Genomic DNA, 23432 nt, shown 5'->3' with positions numbered 1-23432 from the left:
CTAGCAAGGCTTATTATTTTTTTAGTTCAGCCTGCTTTTGCAGAATTTCAGTAATTTCCGCTTCCATTAGGTCACTTGGAACGAAACCATCATCAGTCCTCAAGTGATCCTTGAGTTCTTGGGTCTGTTCTTTCCCTAACATAAGTTTTACTACTTTTCCCATTAAAAGTGGATTATCTTCTAAATCACCCAGTGTTTCAGCTAATTCGTAGTTGTTCATTCGTTCCTTGGAAAGAGCATAGCTGAATCCAGATTTCGTTGTACCTTTTAAAACATCTTTTTTGGCCATTATTCGCCACTCCCTTCACTAGCTGGTTTTTGAATGTATTCATAGTGAGTGTTTTCGTCTGTGTCTGGAAGAGCTGCAATCGTTGTTTCGTATCCGCTCGCCTCGTCATCCTTATAGACGATTTCGCCGACTTCGGACACTTTACCAATCGGAATAACAATCCGTTTCAAGATACCGCCTTTCAATACCATTTCAACAACCAAGCAATGTTCTTCCATAGGTGAGGAGTTCGCTTTGATCGTGATTCCGGTTTCTAACGTTCCACTTACATTTTTCTCGCCGTAAACTTCTTTTAGCACATCGGGATTCAAAGCTTCAATCAATGTATAAGAAAAAGTATCTGCTTTTTCCGTTTGCACATTATCAACAACATCTCCACCCCAAGCTTTGATATTGTCTGTTTCCGGTGAGTTTGAGTTGGTCATCCCATCTTCTGAAATATATCCCAAACTTTTGAATGCAGCGCCTAATGCTGTTGTTGCGTCTGTTGGCAATGCTGTTCCTAATGGCGCGGAATAGACAGCACCGCCGACTTTCGGCTTTGCTGTTGTCACGTATTTTACATCTGACATATTTGTACCTCCTAATAATGGTTAATGTCGAATACCGCTTGATAACGGTATTCTTTTGTTTCTGTATCCGTAAAGTTGTAGTCACTGTTAAGCTTAATTTTGCTTATTTCATCAAGTCCGATCATTGATTCAATAACTTGTTTAAGTTCATCGTTCAAAACGGCTGCTTCATATAAAGATGGTCCATAACTTTGAAAAGCGAATGTTGACGATGGCAAATGGTTGTTACTGCCTCCGCTTGTCTTTTCAATGAGAACAAACCTTTCTGGCATCTTTTTTTCACGCTCTAAAAAAGACGGTACAGATAGATGACCGTCAAGAAATTTTTTAATTACAATCTCGATCATTACCGCACCGCCTTCAAAAGTGTGTTGTTTTTCTTGTTGTCGCGCTTGGCTTTGTAGGAGTCGGCATAAACCATTGCATTCGCCCTTGTTTTCCCAACGTAAACATCTTGCTTGTAGCCTTCACCAGCTCGATTTTTGATCGCTGAGGCTTTTTCTTCCAAAACACCTTGCATTTCGGATGATTTCAACAACTGACCAACACCAGAATGATTTAACTTGAATTTCATTTTAGCCATAGCGTTCCACCATCACTTTCTTATTCCAATCCAAAGGAATCAATTTTTCAATTCCTTCTAGTGGAATCCCGAAAGTCCGCCACCTCTTGCCAAAGAACTTAACTTCTTTATCTTCCCAATCATGCATATCGCCTTTAGGAATTGCTAAGGTATAAACGGCTTTCTTTCCGGTCAAATTTAACTGATTGACAATGTCATCTGATGATGTAGGCTGAATCAATACATTTTCAATTTCTATATCCTTATCTTTGTATGTCGGTTTACTGAATGGGTCTTTTCCATCTTCGATTTTATCAACAAGGATAATCGTTATGCCTTTCAATTTTGCCATAAGGTTCAATCACTCCCATTCTTTGACGACGTAATCCTAAACGCTTAAGCTCCAAGTCTTTGATGAATAATCCACCACCAGGGATAAGATAGGACCCTGAAACGCTATAGCCCATTGCACCCTCTGCAAATTGCGTCATTGGCTCCTGATCTGTCGAAGTCATAAGTGTACGAGCTACCACATCAACCACCACTGACTTAACGACAGTGGCATAGGATGGCCGCTCTGTTGTCATGGCATCTAAATCTTTCCCAACTTTATGGGCTTCCTCTCTTAACGAATCAGAAACCACTTCAAGCAAAGATTCTGCACGGCTCACTTCATCCATTTTAAGCGTGCGCCATAGAATGCTTAAATCGTCGATTGTTGCAAATGGTTGCATTGGATCACTCCCCATGCGACATCATTAAATCGTACAGGACTTGTTTTTTTGCACGGTTATCATATTCAATCCCCATTGAATCTAGTTCCTGCATGATATCTTTCCTAGTAACATCAGCAATTCCTTCTGGGTCTTCACTTGTCGGTTCTTCTGATGTTAGCTCTGCTTGCTCTTGTTTTTCGAGCAACTCATTTGCAGCCGTATCTTCGATTACTGGTTTTTCTTCTGTTTTAAGAGGCTGGTTTTGCGAACCAACCTCAACCCAGTCACCACGAAGCACGCTATCAACATCAATAACAGTTTTAGTTTTTTTGTTGATGTATTTCGTCATAACTATTAACCTCCGATTTCTTCTGCTGCTTCGACGCGTGCGAATGAATCAGCATCCAAGATTCCCCATCCGATATAAGACTCAGCACGAAGACAAACTTCGTTATAAGCTTTTAAGTCACGTCCAGTTTGATCAGGGTCACCGTATTCAATAATTTCCAAAGGAATGTTTTCAGCATATCCCCATTTGAATGCACTTGCGAAGTCTCCAGTAACAACGTGGTCAGTTTTTGCCGTTCCACCAATCATAGTCAAAGTTTTGTTGACATCCGATTGCATGCTGTAGAAAGCATTTGGATTTTGGCCAAAACGGAATTCTGGATACTGAACAACACCATTGACTTTAATTTTTCCTAATGCGGCGCCTGCTGCTGGCGACAAAGCAAGACCAGTAACTTCACCGTCAGTTGCCGTAACGGCTGCAATTGCTGCATCAATATTTTCATCAATTTTTGTCGCATCATAGACAACAACATTTGAGGTAACAAGACCATCAAAACTATTTGTTGCTTTAAAAGAAGCATCAGTCATTGATTTTGGTTCTAAACCATGAAATGCCGCAATATCAAATGCTTGTGCAATCTTTTTAGAATAACCATCCACGAAAGAATTCAAATATTGAAGTTGCTTTTCTTCCGAACAGTTAATAAATTCATCTGTTACACGAGCTTGATAAATGATTTTTACTGGCTTAATGACTTTAGGTGTGAACGTTGCTTTTCCTTCTTTTTTCTGTTCTCCTTCGCCGACAATCTGAGCATTTCCTTCTAGGTTGAAAACAAACTCAGTCGTTCCTGAAAAAGGAATAGGCGTTTGAGCTGATAATTTCGCTAAAGCAGAGTGACCTTTCACTTTGCCAAAAATATTTGTTACAACTGCTTCTGGGAAAAGACTCCCGCTTTTTAATACTGCCATTTTTTATTCTCCTTCTTGTCTCATACTTTGGATCATTTCTTTCATTGGATCGTCGCTACCTGTTTGTCGCGGTTCTGTTGACTTTGTTGGTGGCGTAAATTTCGGCTTCATGAACTTAGATAACCGTTCAGCATCTGCCTTCAAACTGTCCTCGTCTTCACCGACTAATCTATCTGCTAAATCAAGCGGCAAACCATTTTGCACAGCGATTTTCGTTCGTAGATTTGCTGTTTCATAGCCAGCAATCTTACTTTTCAACTCTGATACTGTTTGATCATGTTGACTTGTCGCGGTTTTAGTTTCTTCGATAGTCGATTGAAGCGTTCCAACCTCAGTTTCAAGTTCACTGTTGCGTGTTTTGAGTTGTTCAAGGTCTGCAAGTTCTTTATCAAAAGATTCTTTTTGACGTTTCAAACGATCCTTAATGATTTCGTCTAATTCCTCTTGTGTTTCAATTACTTTAAATGTCATGATAAAAAATCCTTTCTCCTGCTTGCCCGGCAGTTCGGTAATTTTGTGTATTAAAAAAACGACTTCCGCAAAAGTCGTTTAATACCTGAGTTGTTGTTTTTTCTTAGGCTTTGTATTATTGCAAGCCCAGTGCGCTAAAAGAGCGCTATCCATAAGACTGATATCCATATCGTCAAATTGCGATTTATAGCCAAAACCACCACTAGAACCAATGTTTCGCTTGTCACAGTTCGTAACAACAGTTGTCAATGACGGTTGATCGTTGTGGCTGATTATTTGCTGAAAGATACCTTGTTCCCATGAAGCATTCGCATTAATGATTTCTGCGACTTTCGGTAGAATCGGTTCTTTCAAGCGAAAATCTTTCATATCATTTGCTAAAATGCTTTGTCCGCTTTGACCATCAATCGCAACGGCCTCGACATCCGCATTTTTCAAGAAATTGATTATCCATTGATTACCGTTCCTGATAGACTGGCAATCAATCACTTCGACGAATATTTTTCCTGACAAAGTTCGAACAGCGATACTCATTGCAACGTTCGCACCATTGTTGCCGTACTTCACGCCAACAAAGAGACGACCTTTGAAAACTGGCAATCGTTTAACTTTTAATTCTCGCCACTCATTTTCTGAGATAGCCGACTTTTGGTTGTATTTGATCCACAGTCCAAGTCGTTGAATATTAAAGTCGATTTCGTCTGATCCCAATTCTGCTTTTATGGATCGTTCAGTGAATATCGTGCCTAAAGATGGATTACACAGGTACCAAAGTTCTGTATCTCTAATATTCGACTGATCTTCGACACCCCATTCAGCCCAACCAGCATCTTCAACCTTTTTAGCTAAAACGTCTTTTCGATAATTGACAAAAACCGTTCCGCTAGATAATGGAGTTGGTGGCGTACCACAGTATATTGTTTGAGGATTTTTCGAATCAGTTACAACGTACTTTAAAGCCGATTCTTGATCTGCCGTGTACTCTTGCGCCTCATCAATAACAAGTAAGTCAAATCCTTCACCTAAACCACCTAAAGACGTTCGTGTTCTGAAAAAAATTCGACCACCTGTTTCATCAATAACAATTTCTTCGTTCCCCTTTGCACGAATTGATCTATACTCTATCCCTGCATTGTCTAACAACTTACAAAGACGTTCCCATGCTGCATGACTAGTTGTTGTTCGGTGTGCAGTATGCAGAATTTGTTCTCCATCTTTCAATCCTTGCATTTCTCGGATTGCTACGACTTCATTTTTTCCGTTTCGCCGTGGGAGACTATAGCCAAACTTTGCATGGGTCCATAGACCATCATCATTGACTGCATAAATTGGCTTTGTAAGATTAATTTGCCATTGTTGCGCCGTTCTGCCAGATTCTTCGTAGGTATCGATTGCGGTTTGATAACGTGATTCAGTATATGGAAGAATTACCGATTGAGTAGGATGCTGATTACCAAGTCTTACTTTAGTAGTCATAATGATCCCCTTTCAATCTCAATCACGCATGTTAACCCTATCGCTGGGAGATAGTAGATCACCTTCACTTTCTACGCAAATTGCCTATTTTACGGTCAGGAGGTTTTTTGTCCTCTTCAATAGCAATTCGGTGCGCTTCATTTATGAGACAAAGAAATTCTTTCAACGACACTGGCTTGCCTGTGCCTGAAATACTTAGATCTTCTTTTTTGTAATCCTGAACAGCCTCACAAATGTCACTGATCTGTTTCATTAAATCCCAAAGAGCACTTGCGATTTCTTTTAACGACCTTTTTACACCAGCAATCGCACTTTCTACTTCATCACTTGATAGATTCCAAAATGCAGCAACTTCATCAATGGATTGTTCGTAATCCATAACAATCAACCTCTTTTCCTAAGATTTAATGTTTTCCTTTGTTCGATTTTGGTTTGTCTCTCAGGATCGCGCCATTTTTTCGTATGTGAATTTTGGAAACCGCGCGCATCTTTTGGGTCATATTCTACGGTACATGTACAACGTTCATGACGGTGATAAACTTCGGCTGGTTCGCTATAATACCCGTATGTTCCAGCCAAATTACGGCACCAATCACAAGCATTCCCACGAACACGACGTGTAATCGTCGGACTGAGTCCAGCCTTTGCATGAAAATCAGCATTCTTTTTGATTGAATCATCAACAATGCTTTGGCAAAAATTTATAATCGGATCATCAAGAATCCACTTTATTTCATCAAAAATTGATTCACTAGCAATACGATTAATCAATCCGTCGATACGGTCTTGATTTAATTCTGGAACTTGTGCTTTTAATTTGAGTCCTGCCTCATGATTCAAAACTGTTTGCACAGTATTGACGTAGCTGGATATCAGTTCATGATTCCTTTTCAACGTCGTATTTAGGACACGATCTGCAATGTTGAAATACATTTTTCCGTCTGGAAGTATTTCAGCAGTAATATTTGCACCAAAAACTTTTGCAAGAATTTCCCCAATCTCAATTGCATACTCATTCGCATCTAGGTAAGTCATTTTCTTTGACCGCGAATATTTCAGTAATTCCTTTATTTTTGAGCTATTGTTCCAACGATCATCAAATTGCGCTTCGATTGTTTCTAACAGACTAGGTACGATATCATCCATTGTTTCCAGCTCCTTTGATTCCTGTTAGGTCACGTAAGACATCAGCATCGACAAAACCTTCGATTGCTTGATTTAACTTGATTGCACCGTCACCGATCAATGATAGAGCACTGGCATCAGATTCAAATAACGGTTCCCATTTCGGTGTTGTTCTAACAAATTGTTCGCGACGATAAGCTTGATCATCTCGTAGACATGCTGCAACGTATGCAACATTTAGAAAACCTGAACCGATAGAGCGTTGCGCTTTTCTTCCAGCAAGACGTAAATTTTCGTGACTTGCTTTGATTGCTTCAACGCTTGAAGGGTTATCCGAAACGAAACCTAAATCATCTAGCGTCAAGCCTGTTTCACCCGCAAACCCTGCCGCTGCTGTTTTTAATTGTTCCGTAAAGGGCGACATGGATGAAGTAGTAAACTGACCAACTGTCGGCTTATCTTTATCTTCATCTTTTGTAAAGTCCAACATACTTGAAATCGTTGCTTTCCAACTGTCCATAGGCTCAGAATCTTGACTTCGACCAAGGACATATTTTTGGGGGAATGAATAAAATTCCGCAGTTACGTCTGCACGTTCAAGCGTTCGTTTTGCATATTGCTGATAATACATACCTGATCGACTGATTCTTGATCGCCCAAACGGTCTCACTGGATCAGGCCTATGAATAATCGGAACTAAAAGCGGATGCCCTGTCGGATTCTCAACCGGAGTGTCTTTTCGAGCGTCAGCAAAACAAAAAGTCGTTTCTGTAGACGTGAAATAGGCTTCAATTGTCGGCTTGTTTTTGTCGTCTCTTTCAAGAACGGCGTAACCCTCCGTTAACAATCCAGTGATTGGATCAATTATTCCAGTTGCATTGCTTGCCTCAATCACCTGGAGTCGCGGCAAGTCCTCGTCATCGTCTTTTGAAATGTAAACGAAAGAGCACGATGCAATCAAAGTTGAAAGCACCGCGCTATCGAAAAACACATCTGGATTATTTGCTGCAAAGACTTCATTAACCGTAAAATCATCATTTTGGAACTCACGGAATACCAACCGATCTGCAAGACTATCAACACCCTTTGCACACCAGCCCAACACTGAACGATAATTTTGCCGAACATGTTGCGGGATCGTAATACCAACGTCGCGCCCTTGGTATTTCATTGCATATTGTCTGTACCTCATATTCACTCGGCTTTGGTGTAATGCAAGCTTTTTCCTGAGATATTCAATGCCTCTTTCTTCCATTCTGCTGCCCCTTTCTTCTTTGCATGAGAAAATTTGTACAGTGACTGCGTGAACGACGGCTGTCAGCCGGTCGGGGGAGGTATCCCCCCTTCTATTTTCTCGCTGGTTGCTTTTAAATTTATTTTTTGATTAGTTATACCTTATTTACTTTAAGACCTGTATAACGCCCAATTACGGCTTTGTGGAAGGTTCCTATTACCTAATACTTTTGTTTCTTGTGGATTGTTTTGCTTATTGTTGAATAACTTGTCAGACTTCTGACGGTTACAGGTCCAGTGTGCTAGCTGCAGGTTCTCTATCGCTGATGGATGTCCACCTTTGTTAATCGGAATGATATGATCGACAACTGGTGACAGCGGATCAGGAGCCTTCAACCGTTTATCAATGGGCTTGCCACAGATACCACAGACATTCTGAGTCTTAAGAAGTATCTTCCTATTCTTATCAAAGGCAACTCGATGCGCTCCTTGTCTGTCTGCTCTCAGTGCCACGGGGTAGGCTCCTTTCACTGGTAGGGTATCTGATTAAGGGTGGGTACTAATCTTTACGAATACATAGTATAATCACAAATACTCTTAAATCGTTCTATCCCTTGATACTACTGGTTTAATTACTGATTATTTAAAATGATTAATTCAACTGTTTATATCCTGTGGATAACTCAATGATTCAGTAAAGTAACTCGACAGCAAATCATTGCTTACCTTGAATAAAATTTCTTTTTCTTTCTCTCCGTCCTGCTCTACTCGTTTCACAATGGAGTATTTCCCTTTTCGCTTATCAATCGTCACTGTTGCTCCTTTCAAGCAATACACGATTCCATTTAATACAAGATTCACTTGAGCAATCATTTGCATTCCTCCAAATTAAAAAGACCACTCATAGTGAGTGATCTCAATTATGTATTGCACAGGCAGGGACGTTTCCGATCCTGTGCTGGTACTATCACGGAGTTACACCGTACAGCAATGCCGAGTCCATCTAACCTACCATATGTATTGACCGACACACCAAGTAGCGTACGAAGAGGAGCTACTCGCTTTCTATATTAGATGTATGTGCCGGTCGTTTTGATCGTCTTGCAAACAATCGTTAAGAATACAGAAGGGAAGCTGTTCACCTCCTTCATATATTCTTTATTTGTTGTGGTCTGAGCAGTAGACCACGTTTATATCAACGGCTGAGCCGCTTATATACTATTTTGACAATATCATAATACCTCAGAATCTAGAGGGTTAATGGTTAGATTTTGTTTACAAAAGGTGTAGGAAAAGTGTATAAAATGGTGATTATTTGAAAGCTACTAATTCCAATGCAGCCGCAAACTGTACAACAATTACACTCGACTCCTGCTTTACCGAATCTTCACTGATATTGTTTCTTTGAGCTGTGATGTAAATAGTTTGCCCTTTGATATAACGATCCATAAATATTCTTTTTCGTCTTACTGTTACATCCGGCTTAAATGGATGCTGTATTGCAACATACCCTTTCACAAAAAGACCATGTAAATACTCAAACTCTTCTTGTGCTTCTTGTTTCTGAATTAGCATTTGCTCTGCTTCAAACCCATGGTCTACTGTTGATGGTGGAATTAGAGAATAGCTCGTTGTGATTTGCGGTTCTCTAGGCTGACCGACTCTACAGCGTGCAGATTGATAAGCAGATAGAAAAACCGAAACATTATGTTTTGTACTTTCTAAATCTACATCTTTTGGATCTGGTGTTTCATATTTACTTACATCAAAAAGCGCCATATTTTCAATTCCCCCTGTGGTATAATAAACTTGTCGGATTTATTAATTAGCTGGGGAAACCCGGCTTTTTTTGTATGCTATTGGCGACCTCCATCAATCTGTATCTTGGGTATCACGTTTATTCAAAATATCATTTAATTTCATAATGAAATCGATGTAGATATCGTTTTGTGTCTCCAACCTTTTCATTCGTTTACTCAACTCGCTTATTTTTTTGTTGTACGATTTGTATATATAAGCGACTAAACGCCACGTAATGATAAATGAAATGATTCTAATCACAGCCTCTGTTGTGTTCATTTCTATCCCTCCAAATTGACCCAGGTTGCAAAATTCCCTCTATTCTTGTAATTTGGTTGCAACGACTCATAAGCATTGATATAGAGCCTTTTTCTATTTTTTACAACTTTGATACAATTTTCGCCTATTTTTCACAACCGAAGCTACGTGATAGGCGACGTTAGCGAATCTATTCGATGCCATCCTTTTTGTTTCTTAAATAGATTCGATACCAAAGAATATCGATGCCTTTGATAATATCTCTTAACCGATCACCGATTAAACAAACGGCATATAACATTATGAACAAAAGCGATCTATTCCAATCTTCTATGAACACAAATACTGTGGCCATTCCCAACAAAAATATAGGATAAGCGACGACTAAAAATTCTTGAATCTTCTTTTTCATCCTTCCACCTCCAACAACTCTGGCTTAACTTTCAAAATACTTGACTCATGAACTGGTGGGTAAGCGAGATTATGATCTGTTATCAAATCATATTTGCGTTCTCCACATTCGCAATGACCGCATAAAACAACTTTTAGTGTATGCTTCTCAATTAGTTCTTTTAACCCCATCGTCTTCCTCCTCATAGATCACAGAATACATCCCGCTACTTAGAACATGAGCAAAGCCTCCGTGCTTAACTTCAATCGCAGTGTAATCGTTCATATTCGTAAGATTTCTCCCGTACTCATTAATTTCTATCACTTCATATTTTGCTGTAAACATACGATCATAGCCCTGCAATACATATATTGTTTCTCCTGTCGAATCGTTAACAATTGCTACTGGTTTCACTCGTTCAAACCTCCTCTAAAGCTTCGGTTACCGGAACTTTTATTTCAGTCTTTATAAATGGTACAATTCTTAAAAAAGGAGTCTTAATCTATATGCACCTATCTGTTTCCGATACAATTCAACTCATATCAATAGTTCTTTCGGCCTTATTAACAATAGTTTCCTTGGTAATTTCTGTTAAAGGCTGAATTGTAATATTAATCGCAACAAAGAACCCATCAAAAATTTCTAGTAAAATGAGTTTAGGATAACAAACTACTAGGAGTGATTTTGATGGGTTCACACAAAAAGCTTACACGAGATAATCGAAAATGTATAGAGACGATGATTTATGATGCCAAGAGTATTCAAGAAATAGCGGACAGAATTGGTGTTAGCCGAACAACGATTGATCGTGAGTTGAAACGAGTACCCGAAGATTTGATCTATAATGCCGACAATGCGCAATTAGATGCGGAAATGAAGCGCAGTGCCTGTGGTGCGAAGTCCAAATGGACTTCTGAATTCGCTTATCAGATTGAATGTGATCTTGAAGACAGCTGGTCCCCTGAACAAATTGCGAATGATCGTCAAATAGTTTCATTCAAAACCATTTACAATTGGCTCTATGCCGGTATTCTTAATGTGTCTAAACAGTGTCTGAGACATAAAGGCAGAAGACAAGAAAAACAAGAAGAGGCACGAGGCAAAATGACTGTAGGGCATACCATTGATGAACGCCCAGCTTCTGTGTCAACTCGAGAAGAATTTGGACATTGGGAGTTGGACACAGTTGTTTCTAGCAGAGGGGAAAGCAAAGCCTGCGAAGCAACGTTTATTGAACGGAAAACACGCTTTTATTGGGCGATCTCAATGAGGGATCGTACCGCGAAGTCAATGGCACAAGCGATTAAAGCTTTTGTGCAAGACCTAGGGAGTCACAAGGCATTTTTAAGCTTTACGGTCGACCGTGGGAAAGAGTTTTCTTGCTGGAAAGAAATTGAGAAAGATTTAGACGTACCTATGTATTTTTGTGATCCATACTCCCCATGGCAACGCGGATCTAACGAAAATGGGAATGGTTTATTTAGAGAATTCTTCCCTAAGGGAACTGATTTTTCAAAGGTACCCCCTACGGAGAAACAGGAAGCATTACGCAAGATAAATATGCGTCCTAAAAAAACATTGAACTGGAAAAATTGTTGGGAAGTCTTTCAAGAAGAAATGTTGCAATTAATTTGACAATTCAGCAAAGCATTAAAGCAATCTCAAAAATCAATTGAGCTTACAGAAAAATCAATTCTTGATTCCAATTGACCGTATGTCGTAATTTACAGAGATTACATCCAAGTATCTTCCACTGTCCACGAATATGTGATAATCAAAAACTTTGGAAATACTGGTGCTATCATTGATCAAATACTCTTTTCGCCTGTGCTTTTAGACGATATTAGAGGTAAAAAAATATTTGAGCACATTTCAGGTACTTTCATAGCACCAGGGCAATCAATATCTACTGTTTCATCTGTGAACGTTTTTAAAAGAGAGAAGGACTTACCTGACACCAATATTTCCATTACCTATCATGATGATATTAAAAAATATGAAAATCGGTATTCGTTTAGTGATAATATCCTCCATGACATTTCCGTTTCTAAAACCAATCCATCAAAGAACAAATCAATTCAACAAATCATGACTTCAGTCACTGAAGAAATATTAAGACGGCAACTTTAAGAAGTAGTTTCTACTTCTTTTTTAATTGATAAATTGACCATATTAGCGCAATAATCTGTGCAATAATTATCAATGTAATTATAAGAATGAAAGTCATATGCGAATACCTCCTTGATAGGCTGAGTTAGCCTTCTTTTTAATTACAATCGTTTTGTAAATGCTTTATTTGATATAATCTCCTTATCAGTGAGTGGTCCACTGAAATACTGATAAGGAGGTGCCTAATGAAAGATGATATTACTTTAAATTCATTCCCATCGAATAGAGTTGAAGCACTAACTATGCTTTATTTACAGCAACAAGATTTGAAAGATCTTTCTCCCGAAGAGCTTACAAAAAAATATTTTGAAGTTTACAAAGAAGTGCGACAATCTATTCTAAAAAAAGGTTCTAGAGATGAGGATCGCTATCTACAAATTAATCTTTAAGAATTGAAGCTAATCTCGCTATGGAATTCGAGTATTCTATTAATGCTTCAGGGAATACCTCTACTTTTGACTTGTTGGACAATAAAATAATTTGTTGTTCAACAAGTTCTTTTATTTTTTCTTCTAACATTATTTTCCTCCTTAATTGGTGTGGTTACCGGACTAATTGAATATCAATAAGTCGCTTTAACACTTCCCATTCATTTTTCGTCATTACGATGTCATGCTGAGAATTTTCGGGCTCTCTAACTGTCTGGATGCAAACCTCATCTTTGCCTGCATCAAAGTACAAGACATCTTCTCCGCCGACATGTTTACTGATAAAGCGCATATTGTCGGCAACGAAACCCTCTTTTTTACTCATTCGCCGTCCTCCTTGGTTGGCTTAATGACTTCGATCTCAACGAATTGACCATATCCCCAACCTGATCCACTACCGTACGATCCTTCAACAGTTACGTTCTTATCATTAGCGAAAATACCAAGTTTTACAGAACCACAATCTCCCCATTCTTCCTCATCTTCTTCAAATTCAACCTTAGTTATCAAATTGTCATTGAAGTCGAATCCGTCGGGAATAGTCACTTCGATGTCGTTATATCCGCAACAGTCGACATATTCCGCACATGTGATTTGCAACTTTGATCCATCGTTGATTAATAAATACTGTTCATAATCAGACTTGACTTCCAAACCTGTTACACTTTTTCCGATTAGATAATCAAATGTATTTTCCATTCCTAAAACCTCCTTGATTGCTGTCGTTTATTGACTTAAGTAGTTTCTAAGGCTCTCAAGCCCTTTACCTCTTTTTTTAGTTCTCCGATCGATCCAAGTTCCTGTTGTGCCCCAATAATCAATGATTCCTTTTTTTGTCTCGATAGCGAATTGATGATTATTAGGATAGTGTTTGTAGTCATAACCGAGTTTTTCTATATTTCTACTAGCAGAGTTTCCCATGTGCTGAACATGTTTCTGCCTACGTTCTTTGAGATACGGCTTAACATCTCGCCAATAATCTCCCATATCTCCCAATTAGATTCCTCCTCTGTATCCTCCGATTACAGACGTTCTAATTTAACTGATAGCGTTTTTGCTCGTGGGGAAGTCATGGATTCTAGACGCTTGATATCCGATTCTGCTTGCTTTTCACTCCAAAAATCTAGTGCTTTTTTTGGATAAGCAACTAAAATAGGTTTGTCACCGTCCCATCCCCCGAACAATGTTTTTTTGAAGGTACGATCCTTATTGTCGAAAAAACTAATAACAATTTTCACTAGTGTTTCCTCCGATTACTGATCTTCTACTTTTTTCACATAAGCGTAATCCATTCCTAAATACATGCCTTCTGCGGCTGGTATGCACGATTCGGCTTCTTCTCTATTGCTAAATTCATCTACTTCAAATTCCTCGTCACCATCAACTACTAATAATTGATAATAGATAGCCATTTTCTTCATCCTTTCAAAAGCTATTAAAATCAGCCGATTACGGATTTTTTTACTTTATGATCGTAAATTTAGACAATCGATCTTCTTTTATCGCTTGATCCATTTCCTCTTGGCTCCACGGTCGAATTAAACGAAAATGATACGTTACTACCAAGTCAACAAATTCGTATTCTATCGATTCTATACTTGTAATTTCACCACAGATACCATCATCTACAAATATATCTCCCACTCTATATAAAGGATTTTCTTCATCAAATTCACCTTTTGGATATTTGCTTACAAATTTGCCTGTATTTTTGTACAAATGATAATCTGACTTTCCACCAATTAGTTGTGCTATTCCTTCAACAACCATTCGAGCAGAACTGCCACTAAACTTCTTAATATCAACAATATGAGTTAAAATATATCTCTCATCTTCTTTGTAGTTGATGATCTCGCCAACTTTTATTTTTTCATTAAATCCCCGACGAGTAAGTGTGAAAATCGCTTGCACTGTAGCACCTCTTTTCCTACGTTATAGCTCCAGTTTTATGACGTTTTTTTATACTTATACGATTTGAAACCGGTATATCTTAGAACTGCAGATAGCTTGCTATCAATTCTTTTTTCTTGTTTCCCTAGTTCTTTTGCTATTTCTTTTGAATACAATCTAAGACAAATAATATTAGTTAGAACGCTGATGAAAAACATTGTAAAAACTAGCATCATAATAATTTGTTCTCTCCCTTTTTATGCGATAAATCGCTCATGAACTTGTTTGAAATCCATGCCGCTAACATCAATGTATCCCTGAGTTGTTCCGATATCGCTATGGCCAAGAAATATTCTTACATTGTTGATTTCCATTCCTTGTTTTATCGCAAATGTTGCTGCGGTTCTTCTAAATTTATGTGGATGAGCATGTGCAACTCCTGCACGTTTTGCGATTTCCTTAACCATTTTTTGTATTCCGTTAGAAGTCATGCCTGTTCCTACTCCATGTAACCCACAAATAATTGGACCCACAATATGTGGTTTTGCCTTCAAATAATTATCAATTGCTACTTTAGCTCTAGCGTTCACGAAAACGCGGCGTTCCTTGTTTCCTTTTCCAATAACAGTTATCGACCCTGATTGCTGATCGTAATTTTCCATCGATAACAATGTCAACTCCGTCACTCGGCAGCCTGTCGATAGTAATAATTCGAAAACTGCTTTCTCTTTTGGTTTTATACATGCATTCCGCATCAGCTCGACTTCCACCGGCGTAAATGCCTTTTTCAAGCGTTTTTCAACTTTGATGGCTTCAACACGTCGTGCTGGGTTTTTGGGAATATATTCTTCGTCGAACAACCACTGATAAAATCTGCATATCGCTCCACGTTCCCGATTTAACGTTGCGTTTGATATTCCGCCTTGCATACCTCGGCTAGCAACGTACAGCCGAATATCGTTGGTCGTAACCTCTTTGAACGGCTTACGCATATAACGATTGAAACAGTCCACAGTACGCATAGCCAAATTGATTGTACCTTCAGCAAGCCCCCTCAATTTTAGCGAGACGAAATATTGCTTGTATGCTGCAATGTCGCTCGTTTCGTCATAGATGATTACTTCATTTTTAGCTTCTTCAATCTGAAACTTCGAAACATCCATTGTTAGTACTATTTTCAGTTTTTGAAGTTGCTTGATTGTCAAATCTGATTCCATGTGGCGCACAACATTATTAATAAAATTTTCTACTGGTTCCACGTTTGCTCCTTTGAAGTTCTTTTCGGCCATGCGCTTGGCAAGAAAGTAGATCAAACGCCACTCCTGCTCTGCTAGGTTTGCGTTTGAAGCTTTGATCGGCTGTTTCCCTATGAATGACATGCCGCACACCGGATTGATCTTGCAAAATAATCACATTTGACGGTCGACCATCTAAATAATCGATTTCCTCACCCTCTACAGCTTCGCCGTAGATGTTTACTGTTTTCATTGATTAATAGCTCCTTTTTTAAAATCTGTACCTAAAACTTCTAATGCAAACTCAGCAAATGATTCATCTGCGTATTGTGTGAGTCTTGCAAAAGGAACAACAATGTCGGTATCGCTGATTTCCATGTCCATACCAACTTTGCCTTTATCTGCAAATGAAATTCTGGCTATATTTCCAATAAATTGTTTTTCCATGGTAAATCCTCGGTCAAGTGCTTCTAAATTCAAATAGCTACACTTTTCATCTAAATTCATACGTCACCTAATTTCTTTTCGAATACACTACATAATCGCAAGTGGTAAAAAAACGTTCCAACCATTGATACAATGGTGTTTGTAGTATATTTTCCGTTTTCATCATTTTGACATCCAAGCTTGGTTCGCTTTTGTCTTTTTTTGATTCTTTTGAGGAGTGATCTTTGCCGACTCGCTTATAATTCGGCCGTCCTCAACTTTCACAACAAAGCCTCCTGCAGTAATTGCAGCTAATTCTGCTAGTTCTGGATCGTCATATTTTAGCGCCGTGTCACTCGTAGGTACACCATGACCATTTTTATCTAGGTAACACATTGTTTTCACAACATAGCTCATGTTAGCCTCCTCCGTTTTTAGCTATAAAAGCTTTAAGCTCGATTAATTCATCTTGTTTGAGTTTTTTTCGTTTTCCATACTCTTCTAATGTTAAATTGGGATCAAACTGTTTTTCACGGATATAGACGTTGTACTGCATGGTAACGTAGCTTTCAGACCTTGGTTTGTTTGTTGTGTATGCTTGTTTTCTTGGCGTAACGTTTTGCTGATCCTTGTCGTTTTTTGCCCATTTACGAATAACCACTAAATAGTTCTTATACGTTCTTCCCGACATGGCGCAATACTCAGAAACATTTTCAATACGTTTTTGCCAATCAATTGGAAATTCTTTTTTTAGTTTTCCAAGCTCTTGATCGCTTAACAAAACATTTTTATACTCTCCGTATTTATGACGAACTGGAACCGGCTTAGAAGGAGGTGGAGTTACATCTTTTCTATCCTTACCTAACTCTAACCTGTCCTTACCTAACCTAACCTGTGTCTCCGAACTGTATCCATCTTGTATACATTCTGTTTCCGTTGTGTATGATTTGTTATTTTTATCGCTTAGCATGGCTCTTTCTTCTTGGTATAGAGTGGGTTTATACCGATCCTTTTGAATATAGTTGTGTATTTTCCAGTGTTTTATAACGATAACCCCGCTCTCGAATGCAATAATGAACCGTTTAGCATTCAATAGCTTTAAATCATCTTCACTCGAACCAACCATACGTTGGATTTTTTTTGGATTATTAATAAATCCATCATCATCTGCACGCATTGATAAGTGGAAATAAAGAGCTTGTGTTGATAATGGCATGTCAAGAAATGCGTCACTATCAATAATTGTTTTTGCAAACATTCGTCTTTCTGCCATCGATTTACTCCTAGTTTAAATATTTTTTATTTTGCTGAATTGATAACCTAATTCATTCGTATTCAGTTTTGTATAAATCGTTGTTGTTCCGATATTTTCGTGACCTAATAGCTGTTGCAATACTGTGGAGTCGCCTTCATGTTTCTCTAAAAATGACTTAGCAAAGTAATGGCGAATGGAATGCGGATATACTTTTTCCTTATTGATCTTTGCCCTTCCAGCAATCGCCTTTAGATTCAAACGGTAATTCGTTTGAGTCTTATAAAATATTTCATCTGTGATTCCCTGTTCTTCAACGTATTTTTTTAACTGTTTTTTCAAGAATTGTGGAATTGCTATTGCTCGCTGTTTCCCTTTATTTTCAATAATGATTAACTTGCTGTTAAGATCATCCGCACGTATTGAACAAGCTTCTGTGATACGTACTCCTGTATTTCCGATCAACAGAATGAACAGCCGCATTTCGTCAGATTTCGCATGTTGGATCAGTCTTTTATATTCTGATTCATTGATTGATTCCCTATGTTCCTTCGTTTGAACTTTTACTAATTTCAATGTGAGTCCACTGCTCGCCAAATTTTCGCGCTCTAACCAGTTTAAGAAAATATTGACAGCAACGATCTTTTGGTTGATCGTTTTCAGTTTGTATTTTCTTCCTGGTGCATACTCATCATTTTTCATATGCTCTTTAAAATTGATCAACGATTCTTTATTCAAATCGAAGGAGTGTTGATTCAAAAAGGCATCAAGCTGTTTCAATGTATTTATATAGTTCTTTCTTGTGTTCGGACGTACTTCATTTTCCAACAAGTACAATTCATAATCTTTTAGGGCAAGCATGGATGGTACTCCTTTCGATTACATAATATAATCGCAAATCATTGTCTTAAAATGATCTGCAGATTGTGATATAATGATTTCGAAAAGAATATTTGTTCTAGTTGCTCACTTCTGCTGGCCGGCGAGTGAGCTTTTTTGTACCTTGATCATTTCACGCCAAGTTTTTTGGCACTCTCTTACTTGTTTTGCTTTAATGCTGGACCAATTATCTTGCAGCCATTTGTTTGCTGTTTCAGAATCAAATGATCTCATCTACTTTTCCCTCCTCAACATTCCTTTTTACTTCGTACTCAAATTCCGTCATCAACAATTGATAGCCACCTACGATAGCAATGAGGATGATTTTTATCCATAGCGGTAAAAAACCTGTTGCCAAAGCTCCAGCACCGAACATTACAGTTAAAAGCGCCAGTCGGTGAAGCCAATGAATTTTTTTCATTTCAACTTTCCTTTCTGTCGTATAATCTTTCTATTCAATAATTTATTCGTTGTTGACGAGTCGTCAGTTTATTCAATTTTTCCGCAACAATATTTATTTCTGTTTGCTCCTTGCTACTCGTAATAGCTTGGAGCAATTCTGCTATTTCTTGTGGTGTACCTTCGATAGTGATTTTCATGACTTGTCTCCTTCGGTCGTACTTCTCATCAAGTTATCCAACGCTAGTCCGGTTGCCTTAAAATTGAATGCCTGCTCATCAATTGACAAAACAAACCCACCAGTAAGATCAACAATGATTTTTCGGTTCTTGCCTTCTTTTGCCAGTGACATTGATAATGCATCCACATGTTGTTTCATTTCTTCGTTCACTTTATTTCCTCCCTATGCTGTTTCTAAGTCCAAAGTCATTTGTCTAACTTGCATTTTTGTTGCTGTGGACGGCTCCCAGTCATTGATATATTCCAAAACCGTCTTAAAGTGTTTTTGCCGCAACTGCGTTCGTGTTAAAACACCAGTAACTGCTTTGACGCCCGAATTAATATCTCTATGGAGCTTTCCGCGCTGTTCTTGCGTAATATTTCCAAATCCTCTAGCAACCTCGGCCACACGTTGATTAATGCGACGGCTGATATACCCATAATCACCAGCGCTTAAAACAGTGTTCTCCTCTAAATTGCTCACACGATTTTCTACTTCCTTAACTTTTTTATTCGTATTTTCTTGAGCCTCAAAAGTTAGTTTTAAAATATCCATAGGATCAGAGGGTAGCTGCAATTTATTTTCTTTGATGTAATCTTCCATTTGGTTGAACGCGTCAATGTACTTCAATTTGAACTGAAGTGCTTTCTTTCCTGTGAACCCCATTGCTAATAATGTGAAGCCGTCTCTGTTCATATAGATAACTCGATATTTCTGTTTGTTTTGTGGATGGATATAAGTATCCTCATAGAATAGGTCTGTCCAATTTTGGACACCCTCATGGGTCTGCTCAAAATTGAGCACACCTTTTAAATCATCAATGTCTCGTAAAACATTCCTGTGTTCTTTTTCAAAATTCTCTGCTACATTCAAACTACTTGTGACCGCTTTGCGATCTTTCATAATTACTAAGTCCATCATCATGCTACCTCCCTCGTTTTATGTTTTTCCATCCAACGATCTAAATCCTTAATATCATACTTAGGATTACTGTTTTCGGAAAAAAGAATAATTCTCAATCCATCATCTACCCATTGATTAATGGTTTTCGGTGAAGTCCCTGTATAAATGACCGCCTGTTTTTGATTCAGATATCTTTTAGGAATAAATCCTGATAAAAGAGAAGTGAGTTTCAATTCAAGATAATCATTAATCAGCTTTTTGATATCCGGCCAATTCATTTTTTATCCCTCCTTTACCATCGTTAAGCTAAGATAGTCAGCGATCTTTTTTCTATACTTTTCAGCCTTTGGTCCATTTTGCATGCCTAGGACCACTTGACGAGTATACGTTGGAGATTTCTCAATCACTTTTGCCAAATCTACATATGTTTTGTTTTGACGATCCATTTGGATTAAAACAATTTCCTTGAAATCTGTGATAAGCATTTTAGTCACCCCTTCTATTTAATTAGCTAGTTAATGAGCTTTTTTTTAAGCTATGTATTGACTTTGTCTATATAATTATATAGAATGAGTACATAGCTAAATAAGACTACAAAAGCCTTTAAATTAACATTTCTAAGTTTGGCGACCGCGAAATAGTTTAATTTTTAATGGTTCTGTTTAGTTTTGTTTCAAGCTCAATAACTAGCTTATGAATGAAGTATATTATATAGAAAGATAGATGTCAAATGTTTTTCTATATAATTATGCAACACCCTTGAGCTATTACACGAGGTGATTGATATGACAACGTTTGATCGCGTAAAAGAACTTGCAGACAGACAGAAAATTTCTATTGTAGAACTTGAAGAAAAATTGGATTTCGGAAAAAATTCTTTATATCGCTGGAAAAATAGTTCGCCTGCTTCTGACAAATTACAAAAAGTGGCCGATTATTTTAATGTATCCGTGGATTATCTTCTTGGTAGAACCGATGATCCTGAACCATTTGCTGAACTAGAGAAAGGTTCGGGTTCTGATCTCATTGGCTATTTTAGACTTAACACTGCTGAATTCGATCCTGATGAAACGGAAGAAATAGAAGATTCTTTGAAGGATTACACTGATTTCTTAGTTCAAAAAGCTAGAGAGCGAAAAGCAAGAGAGAATAAGAAGAAAAAATAATTTCCGAGGTTGGTAGCTACAGATGGATTTTTATGATGAAGATGCCTTTAGAGAAGCAACTTTCGTTGCTAACTCAATTGCGCAACAAACAGCTAAATTTTATGATATAGAAGTTAAGGATGTCAAAAACTTTCACATTAAAGAATATGTCGAAGATGACAAGCTTGCCATTTATGCTGAACACTATTTTAAACCACCTTTAGATAAATTAATGTTAGGTTCCACCCAAAAGGTTGAAGGAATAATTGTGTTAGCAGTAAATGCTTTGTCGATGGTTGAACGAAAGTTTTTCTCTGAAATGCACGAAACTATACATGCGTATTGTGATCCTATCAAGGAAAACGATGGAAGAGCCTTTTCTGATCTTCTTTTAGAAGAAGGCTATCTTCCAGAAGACGAATACATTGAAAAAAGGGCAAACTTTGGAGCCGGTATTTTAATGGCCAATGATGAAGCTTTGATTTTCGGAATTAATAAGTTTAGAAACTTCTTGCGTACTGCAAACTTCTTTTTTATGAGTAAAGGAGCATTCAAAAATCGACTTCGTGTATTTTTAGTTTTTGAAAGAGACTGTACCCCACAGTATGCTTTCCAGCTTGTTCATAAATACGAAATGGGCTACGGAGTGGACTTTTATAAAATTATCAATATGAAATAAAAAAGCCCGTGCTGCGAACACGAGCTAATTCCCCCTGTTTAGAGGTTTCAACAAAGTAATTTTAACACAGAAAAGGGGAAAAAGAATGTCTAACTTATTTACACTTATTTTCATTATTAGTTGTGTGGGGATTTGGTACTTTATTAAAAAATCACCTAACAAAAATAATAGAAATATTGCAATTGGGGTTGCTGTAATTTCAATGGTTATAGTTGGTGTAACTAATCCTTCGTCAGAAAACAGCACTAAGAAAGAAGAAGACAAAAAAGAAACTGTTAGTAAAAAGAAGGAAGAAAAATCTAGTAGTAAAGATTCTAAAAAATCAAATCTACAATTATCTCTTGATTCTGCTGAAATTGAAACAGATGATAAAGGTATCGCTACAATTACTGGGAAAACACTACCTAAGGCGAGTGTTTCAGTTGGAATGGGTATTGTAGGAGATTCAAGTGAGGCTGATTCAAATGGGGATTTTTCATTAACTTATGAACTTTCTGGTGATTCTAATAAAGACATTACGATTTACTCAACTTTGGATGGAGACACTAAAAACTCAAAAGTAACCATTAAGCCAAACGCTCAGGTATTAGCTGCCGCCGCACAAAAGAAAGCAGAAGATGAAGCCGCTAAGAAACAAGCAGAAGAGCAAAAAGCACAAGAAGCAAGTATTCCAACAGAATATAAATCTGCTCTCAGAAAGGCAGAATCGTATTCCAACACTATGCATATGTCTAGAGCAGGAATATACGATCAGTTGTCTTCGGATTATGGTGAACAGTTCACTCCCGAGGCAGCTCAATATGCAGTAGATAATCTCAAAGCAGATTATAACGCCAACGCTTTGGAAAAGGCTAAATCATACCAAGACAAGATGGCTATGTCTCCTGAAGCTATACGAGATCAACTTACTTCAGATGCAGGGGAAAAATTCACACCTGAAGAAGCAGACTATGCGATTCAACATTTAAACCAATAATAAAAAACACGATCCACCCCGCAAGAGTATGATCGTGTATCGAAATAGAACCTAATCAATAGGCTATTTATTGTGTCTATTGTATCACAAGAAAGTGAGTTGATTCAATAATGGCAACGTTCGGTCAGTACAAAATGAAGAATGGCGAAAAACGTTGGAAGTTTCAGGCTTACCTAGGGATTAATCCTGCTACTGGTAAACCAGTTAAAACCACTCGCCGAAATTTCAAGACGCAACGTGAAGCTAAACTCGCATTGGCTAGGTTGCAAAGTGATTACGAAAGTGATCTTTTGAAGAAAGACAAACCTAAAACATATCAAGAAGTATATGACTTGTGGATGACTGAATACAAGAAGACCGTTAGAGGATCAACTCTTTTGAAAACAGAGAGGATTTTTAAAAATCATATTTTAGATGAACTCGGTGATATTTACATCTCAGAAATCAATCCTATTAAGATTCAAGAATTGATGGATAAGTGGGCAAATAAATATGACACTGCTTCTAAGATGATGAATTACACTGGCTTGGTATTCAAATATGCAATTCGATTTGGAATGATACCTTCTAATCCAACAGAGTCAATCAGGAAACCCAAAGCTACAAAAAGAAAAACAGTTGAAGACCATTTTTATGATGCTGAATTGTAATATTAATCGCAACAAAGAACCCATC

General features: G+C 37.8%; 45 protein-coding genes and 2 pseudogenes. 7 read left to right on the top strand and 40 right to left on the bottom strand.

Features of this window, described 5'->3' with window-relative positions; genetic code table 11:
* Positions 1–13: 13 nt before the first annotated feature.
* The 20 genes from IGI38_RS04355 to IGI38_RS04260 all read right to left on the bottom strand — a co-directional run bounded on the left by IGI38_RS04355 (position 14) and on the right by IGI38_RS04260 (position 10570).
* On the bottom strand, positions 14–289 hold the full coding sequence (locus IGI38_RS04355; protein ID WP_438727170.1) for a hypothetical protein: 276 nt from the start codon (positions 287–289) through the stop codon (positions 14–16).
* Entirely contained in the window at positions 289–861 is a 573-nt protein-coding gene (locus tag IGI38_RS04350; RefSeq protein ID WP_438727167.1) for a phage tail protein, read from the bottom strand. The genes IGI38_RS04355 and IGI38_RS04350 overlap by 1 nt, the downstream gene beginning before the upstream one ends.
* Before the next feature lie 11 nt (positions 862–872).
* On the bottom strand, positions 873–1208 hold the full coding sequence (locus IGI38_RS04345) for a hypothetical protein (protein WP_438727164.1): 336 nt from the start codon (positions 1206–1208) through the stop codon (positions 873–875).
* Entirely contained in the window at positions 1208–1444 is a 237-nt protein-coding gene (locus IGI38_RS04340) for a hypothetical protein (RefSeq protein WP_438727161.1), read from the bottom strand. Before IGI38_RS04340 ends, IGI38_RS04345 begins: the two co-directional genes overlap by 1 nt.
* The gene (locus tag IGI38_RS04335) at positions 1437–1775 is read right to left on the bottom strand and encodes a hypothetical protein (protein ID WP_438727158.1); all 339 of its coding nucleotides are present in this window, start codon (positions 1773–1775) and stop codon (positions 1437–1439) included. The genes IGI38_RS04340 and IGI38_RS04335 overlap by 8 nt, the downstream gene beginning before the upstream one ends.
* A complete protein-coding gene (locus IGI38_RS04330) occupies positions 1738–2157 on the bottom strand; it encodes a phage Gp19/Gp15/Gp42 family protein (protein WP_438727155.1) in 420 nt (139 codons plus the stop codon). The genes IGI38_RS04335 and IGI38_RS04330 overlap by 38 nt, the downstream gene beginning before the upstream one ends.
* 4 nt (positions 2158–2161) lie before the next feature.
* On the bottom strand, positions 2162–2488 hold the full coding sequence (locus IGI38_RS04325) for a hypothetical protein (protein ID WP_438727152.1): 327 nt from the start codon (positions 2486–2488) through the stop codon (positions 2162–2164).
* A gap of 5 nt (positions 2489–2493) precedes the next feature.
* Positions 2494–3402 carry a phage major capsid protein gene (locus IGI38_RS04320; RefSeq protein WP_438727149.1) on the bottom strand — a complete coding sequence of 303 codons (909 nt, stop codon included), beginning with the start codon at positions 3400–3402 and terminating at the stop codon, positions 2494–2496.
* A gap of 3 nt (positions 3403–3405) precedes the next feature.
* Positions 3406–3876, bottom strand: coding sequence for a capsid assembly scaffolding protein Gp46 family protein (locus IGI38_RS04315; RefSeq protein ID WP_438730295.1), 471 nt, complete (start codon positions 3874–3876; stop codon positions 3406–3408).
* 75 nt (positions 3877–3951) lie between these two features.
* Positions 3952–5349: a terminase gene (locus IGI38_RS04310; protein WP_438727146.1), complete on the bottom strand. Its 1398-nt coding sequence runs from the start codon at positions 5347–5349 to the stop codon at positions 3952–3954.
* A 64-nt stretch (positions 5350–5413) separates the two neighbouring features.
* Complete coding sequence (locus IGI38_RS04305) at positions 5414–5728, bottom strand: hypothetical protein (RefSeq protein ID WP_438727143.1); 315 nt, start codon at positions 5726–5728, stop codon at positions 5414–5416.
* Between the two features lie 5 nt (positions 5729–5733).
* A complete protein-coding gene (locus IGI38_RS04300; RefSeq protein ID WP_438727140.1) occupies positions 5734–6495 on the bottom strand; it encodes a hypothetical protein in 762 nt (253 codons plus the stop codon).
* Positions 6488–7729, bottom strand: a complete 1242-nt coding sequence (locus IGI38_RS04295; protein ID WP_438727137.1) for a hypothetical protein — start codon at positions 7727–7729, stop codon at positions 6488–6490. Before IGI38_RS04295 ends, IGI38_RS04300 begins: the two co-directional genes overlap by 8 nt.
* A gap of 149 nt (positions 7730–7878) precedes the next feature.
* Positions 7879–8220 (bottom strand): HNH endonuclease, encoded by a 342-nt coding sequence (locus IGI38_RS04290; RefSeq protein WP_438727134.1) that lies wholly within the window; start codon positions 8218–8220, stop codon positions 7879–7881.
* Between the two features lie 144 nt (positions 8221–8364).
* Positions 8365–8580, bottom strand: coding sequence for a hypothetical protein (locus IGI38_RS04285; protein ID WP_438727131.1), 216 nt, complete (start codon positions 8578–8580; stop codon positions 8365–8367).
* Between the two features lie 438 nt (positions 8581–9018).
* Positions 9019–9486 carry an ArpU family transcriptional regulator gene (locus IGI38_RS04280; RefSeq protein ID WP_438727129.1) on the bottom strand — a complete coding sequence of 156 codons (468 nt, stop codon included), beginning with the start codon at positions 9484–9486 and terminating at the stop codon, positions 9019–9021.
* 93 nt (positions 9487–9579) lie between these two features.
* Positions 9580–9786 carry a hypothetical protein gene (locus IGI38_RS04275; protein WP_438727127.1) on the bottom strand — a complete coding sequence of 69 codons (207 nt, stop codon included), beginning with the start codon at positions 9784–9786 and terminating at the stop codon, positions 9580–9582.
* 169 nt (positions 9787–9955) lie between these two features.
* On the bottom strand, positions 9956–10177 hold the full coding sequence (locus tag IGI38_RS04270) for a hypothetical protein (RefSeq protein ID WP_438727124.1): 222 nt from the start codon (positions 10175–10177) through the stop codon (positions 9956–9958).
* Positions 10174–10347, bottom strand: a complete 174-nt coding sequence (locus tag IGI38_RS04265; RefSeq protein ID WP_438727121.1) for a hypothetical protein — start codon at positions 10345–10347, stop codon at positions 10174–10176. Before IGI38_RS04265 ends, IGI38_RS04270 begins: the two co-directional genes overlap by 4 nt.
* Positions 10325–10570 (bottom strand): hypothetical protein, encoded by a 246-nt coding sequence (locus tag IGI38_RS04260; RefSeq protein ID WP_438727119.1) that lies wholly within the window; start codon positions 10568–10570, stop codon positions 10325–10327. Before IGI38_RS04260 ends, IGI38_RS04265 begins: the two co-directional genes overlap by 23 nt.
* A 273-nt stretch (positions 10571–10843) precedes the next feature.
* Between IGI38_RS04260 and IGI38_RS04255 the strand changes: the two genes are divergently transcribed.
* The 3 genes from IGI38_RS04255 (at position 10844) to IGI38_RS04245 (ending at position 12714) form a co-directional block, all read left to right on the top strand.
* Positions 10844–11791, top strand: a complete 948-nt coding sequence (locus IGI38_RS04255) for an IS30 family transposase (protein ID WP_438725454.1) — start codon at positions 10844–10846, stop codon at positions 11789–11791.
* Positions 11792–11923: 132 nt separating this feature from the next.
* On the top strand, positions 11924–12286 hold the full coding sequence (locus IGI38_RS04250; RefSeq protein WP_438727116.1) for a hypothetical protein: 363 nt from the start codon (positions 11924–11926) through the stop codon (positions 12284–12286).
* Between the two features lie 224 nt (positions 12287–12510).
* On the top strand, positions 12511–12714 hold the full coding sequence (locus tag IGI38_RS04245) for a hypothetical protein (protein ID WP_137603056.1): 204 nt from the start codon (positions 12511–12513) through the stop codon (positions 12712–12714).
* On the opposite strand, the gene IGI38_RS04240 is transcribed toward IGI38_RS04245, so the two are convergent.
* The 20 genes from IGI38_RS04240 to IGI38_RS04145 all read right to left on the bottom strand — a co-directional run bounded on the left by IGI38_RS04240 (position 12704) and on the right by IGI38_RS04145 (position 20442).
* A complete protein-coding gene (locus IGI38_RS04240; RefSeq protein WP_438727113.1) occupies positions 12704–12844 on the bottom strand; it encodes a hypothetical protein in 141 nt (46 codons plus the stop codon). The genes IGI38_RS04245 and IGI38_RS04240 overlap by 11 nt on opposite strands.
* Positions 12845–12868: 24 nt before the next feature.
* The gene (locus IGI38_RS04235; RefSeq protein WP_438727110.1) at positions 12869–13078 is read right to left on the bottom strand and encodes a hypothetical protein; all 210 of its coding nucleotides are present in this window, start codon (positions 13076–13078) and stop codon (positions 12869–12871) included.
* The gene (locus tag IGI38_RS04230) at positions 13075–13452 is read right to left on the bottom strand and encodes a DUF7448 domain-containing protein (protein ID WP_438727107.1); all 378 of its coding nucleotides are present in this window, start codon (positions 13450–13452) and stop codon (positions 13075–13077) included. The genes IGI38_RS04235 and IGI38_RS04230 overlap by 4 nt, the downstream gene beginning before the upstream one ends.
* A gap of 27 nt (positions 13453–13479) precedes the next feature.
* Positions 13480–13740 (bottom strand): hypothetical protein, encoded by a 261-nt coding sequence (locus IGI38_RS04225; protein WP_438730292.1) that lies wholly within the window; start codon positions 13738–13740, stop codon positions 13480–13482.
* Between the two features lie 35 nt (positions 13741–13775).
* Complete coding sequence (locus IGI38_RS04220; protein WP_438727104.1) at positions 13776–13991, bottom strand: hypothetical protein; 216 nt, start codon at positions 13989–13991, stop codon at positions 13776–13778.
* Between the two features lie 15 nt (positions 13992–14006).
* Complete coding sequence (locus tag IGI38_RS04215) at positions 14007–14165, bottom strand: hypothetical protein (protein WP_438727102.1); 159 nt, start codon at positions 14163–14165, stop codon at positions 14007–14009.
* Positions 14166–14214: 49 nt separating this feature from the next.
* Positions 14215–14664, bottom strand: a complete 450-nt coding sequence (locus tag IGI38_RS04210; RefSeq protein ID WP_438727099.1) for a hypothetical protein — start codon at positions 14662–14664, stop codon at positions 14215–14217.
* Positions 14665–14900: 236 nt separating this feature from the next.
* A complete protein-coding gene (locus tag IGI38_RS04205; protein ID WP_438727097.1) occupies positions 14901–15902 on the bottom strand; it encodes a tyrosine-type recombinase/integrase in 1002 nt (333 codons plus the stop codon).
* Positions 15877–16131 carry a hypothetical protein gene (locus tag IGI38_RS04200; protein ID WP_438727094.1) on the bottom strand — a complete coding sequence of 85 codons (255 nt, stop codon included), beginning with the start codon at positions 16129–16131 and terminating at the stop codon, positions 15877–15879. The genes IGI38_RS04205 and IGI38_RS04200 overlap by 26 nt, the downstream gene beginning before the upstream one ends.
* Positions 16128–16385, bottom strand: a complete 258-nt coding sequence (locus IGI38_RS04195) for a hypothetical protein (protein ID WP_438727091.1) — start codon at positions 16383–16385, stop codon at positions 16128–16130. Before IGI38_RS04195 ends, IGI38_RS04200 begins: the two co-directional genes overlap by 4 nt.
* 102 nt (positions 16386–16487) lie before the next feature.
* Positions 16488–16721, bottom strand: a complete 234-nt coding sequence (locus IGI38_RS04190; protein WP_438727088.1) for a hypothetical protein — start codon at positions 16719–16721, stop codon at positions 16488–16490.
* A gap of 1 nt (position 16722) precedes the next feature.
* Positions 16723–17577 carry a replisome organizer gene (locus IGI38_RS04185; protein WP_438727085.1) on the bottom strand — a complete coding sequence of 285 codons (855 nt, stop codon included), beginning with the start codon at positions 17575–17577 and terminating at the stop codon, positions 16723–16725.
* Between the two features lie 15 nt (positions 17578–17592).
* Positions 17593–18417 carry a tyrosine-type recombinase/integrase gene (locus IGI38_RS04180; RefSeq protein ID WP_438727081.1) on the bottom strand — a complete coding sequence of 275 codons (825 nt, stop codon included), beginning with the start codon at positions 18415–18417 and terminating at the stop codon, positions 17593–17595.
* A 105-nt stretch (positions 18418–18522) separates the two neighbouring features.
* Entirely contained in the window at positions 18523–18669 is a 147-nt protein-coding gene (locus tag IGI38_RS04175) for a hypothetical protein (protein WP_438727078.1), read from the bottom strand.
* Entirely contained in the window at positions 18656–18856 is a 201-nt protein-coding gene (locus IGI38_RS04170) for a hypothetical protein (RefSeq protein ID WP_438727075.1), read from the bottom strand. Before IGI38_RS04170 ends, IGI38_RS04175 begins: the two co-directional genes overlap by 14 nt.
* Before the next feature lie 34 nt (positions 18857–18890).
* Positions 18891–19034, bottom strand: coding sequence for a hypothetical protein (locus IGI38_RS04165; protein ID WP_438727072.1), 144 nt, complete (start codon positions 19032–19034; stop codon positions 18891–18893).
* Complete coding sequence (locus IGI38_RS04160) at positions 19031–19225, bottom strand: hypothetical protein (protein WP_438727070.1); 195 nt, start codon at positions 19223–19225, stop codon at positions 19031–19033. The genes IGI38_RS04165 and IGI38_RS04160 overlap by 4 nt, the downstream gene beginning before the upstream one ends.
* Before the next feature lie 12 nt (positions 19226–19237).
* Complete coding sequence (locus tag IGI38_RS04155) at positions 19238–19975, bottom strand: Rha family transcriptional regulator (protein WP_438727068.1); 738 nt, start codon at positions 19973–19975, stop codon at positions 19238–19240.
* The gene (locus tag IGI38_RS04150; protein ID WP_438727066.1) at positions 19975–20235 is read right to left on the bottom strand and encodes a DNA-binding protein; all 261 of its coding nucleotides are present in this window, start codon (positions 20233–20235) and stop codon (positions 19975–19977) included. The genes IGI38_RS04155 and IGI38_RS04150 overlap by 1 nt, the downstream gene beginning before the upstream one ends.
* Before the next feature lie 3 nt (positions 20236–20238).
* Positions 20239–20442, bottom strand: coding sequence for a hypothetical protein (locus IGI38_RS04145; protein ID WP_438727064.1), 204 nt, complete (start codon positions 20440–20442; stop codon positions 20239–20241).
* 300 nt (positions 20443–20742) lie between these two features.
* On the opposite strand from IGI38_RS04145, the gene IGI38_RS04140 reads away from it, so the two are divergent.
* From IGI38_RS04140 to IGI38_RS04125, 4 genes and pseudogenes are all read left to right on the top strand, one after another.
* Complete coding sequence (locus IGI38_RS04140; protein WP_438727061.1) at positions 20743–21123, top strand: helix-turn-helix domain-containing protein; 381 nt, start codon at positions 20743–20745, stop codon at positions 21121–21123.
* A 22-nt stretch (positions 21124–21145) separates the two neighbouring features.
* Entirely contained in the window at positions 21146–21781 is a 636-nt protein-coding gene (locus IGI38_RS04135) for an ImmA/IrrE family metallo-endopeptidase (RefSeq protein WP_438727059.1), read from the top strand.
* A 667-nt stretch (positions 21782–22448) separates the two neighbouring features.
* Positions 22449–22757, top strand: a pseudogene (locus IGI38_RS04130) (Ltp family lipoprotein); the annotation flags it as partial.
* A 110-nt stretch (positions 22758–22867) separates the two neighbouring features.
* Positions 22868–23395: pseudogene (locus tag IGI38_RS04125) on the top strand (phage integrase central domain-containing protein); the annotation flags it as partial.
* Positions 23396–23432 lie beyond the last annotated feature (37 nt).

Origin of the sequence: Enterococcus sp. AZ128, assembly GCF_051714485.1 — a bacterium.
Taxonomy (GTDB): domain Bacteria; phylum Bacillota; class Bacilli; order Lactobacillales; family Enterococcaceae; genus Enterococcus_A.
This window is presented reverse-complemented; position numbering and strand designations above follow the sequence as displayed.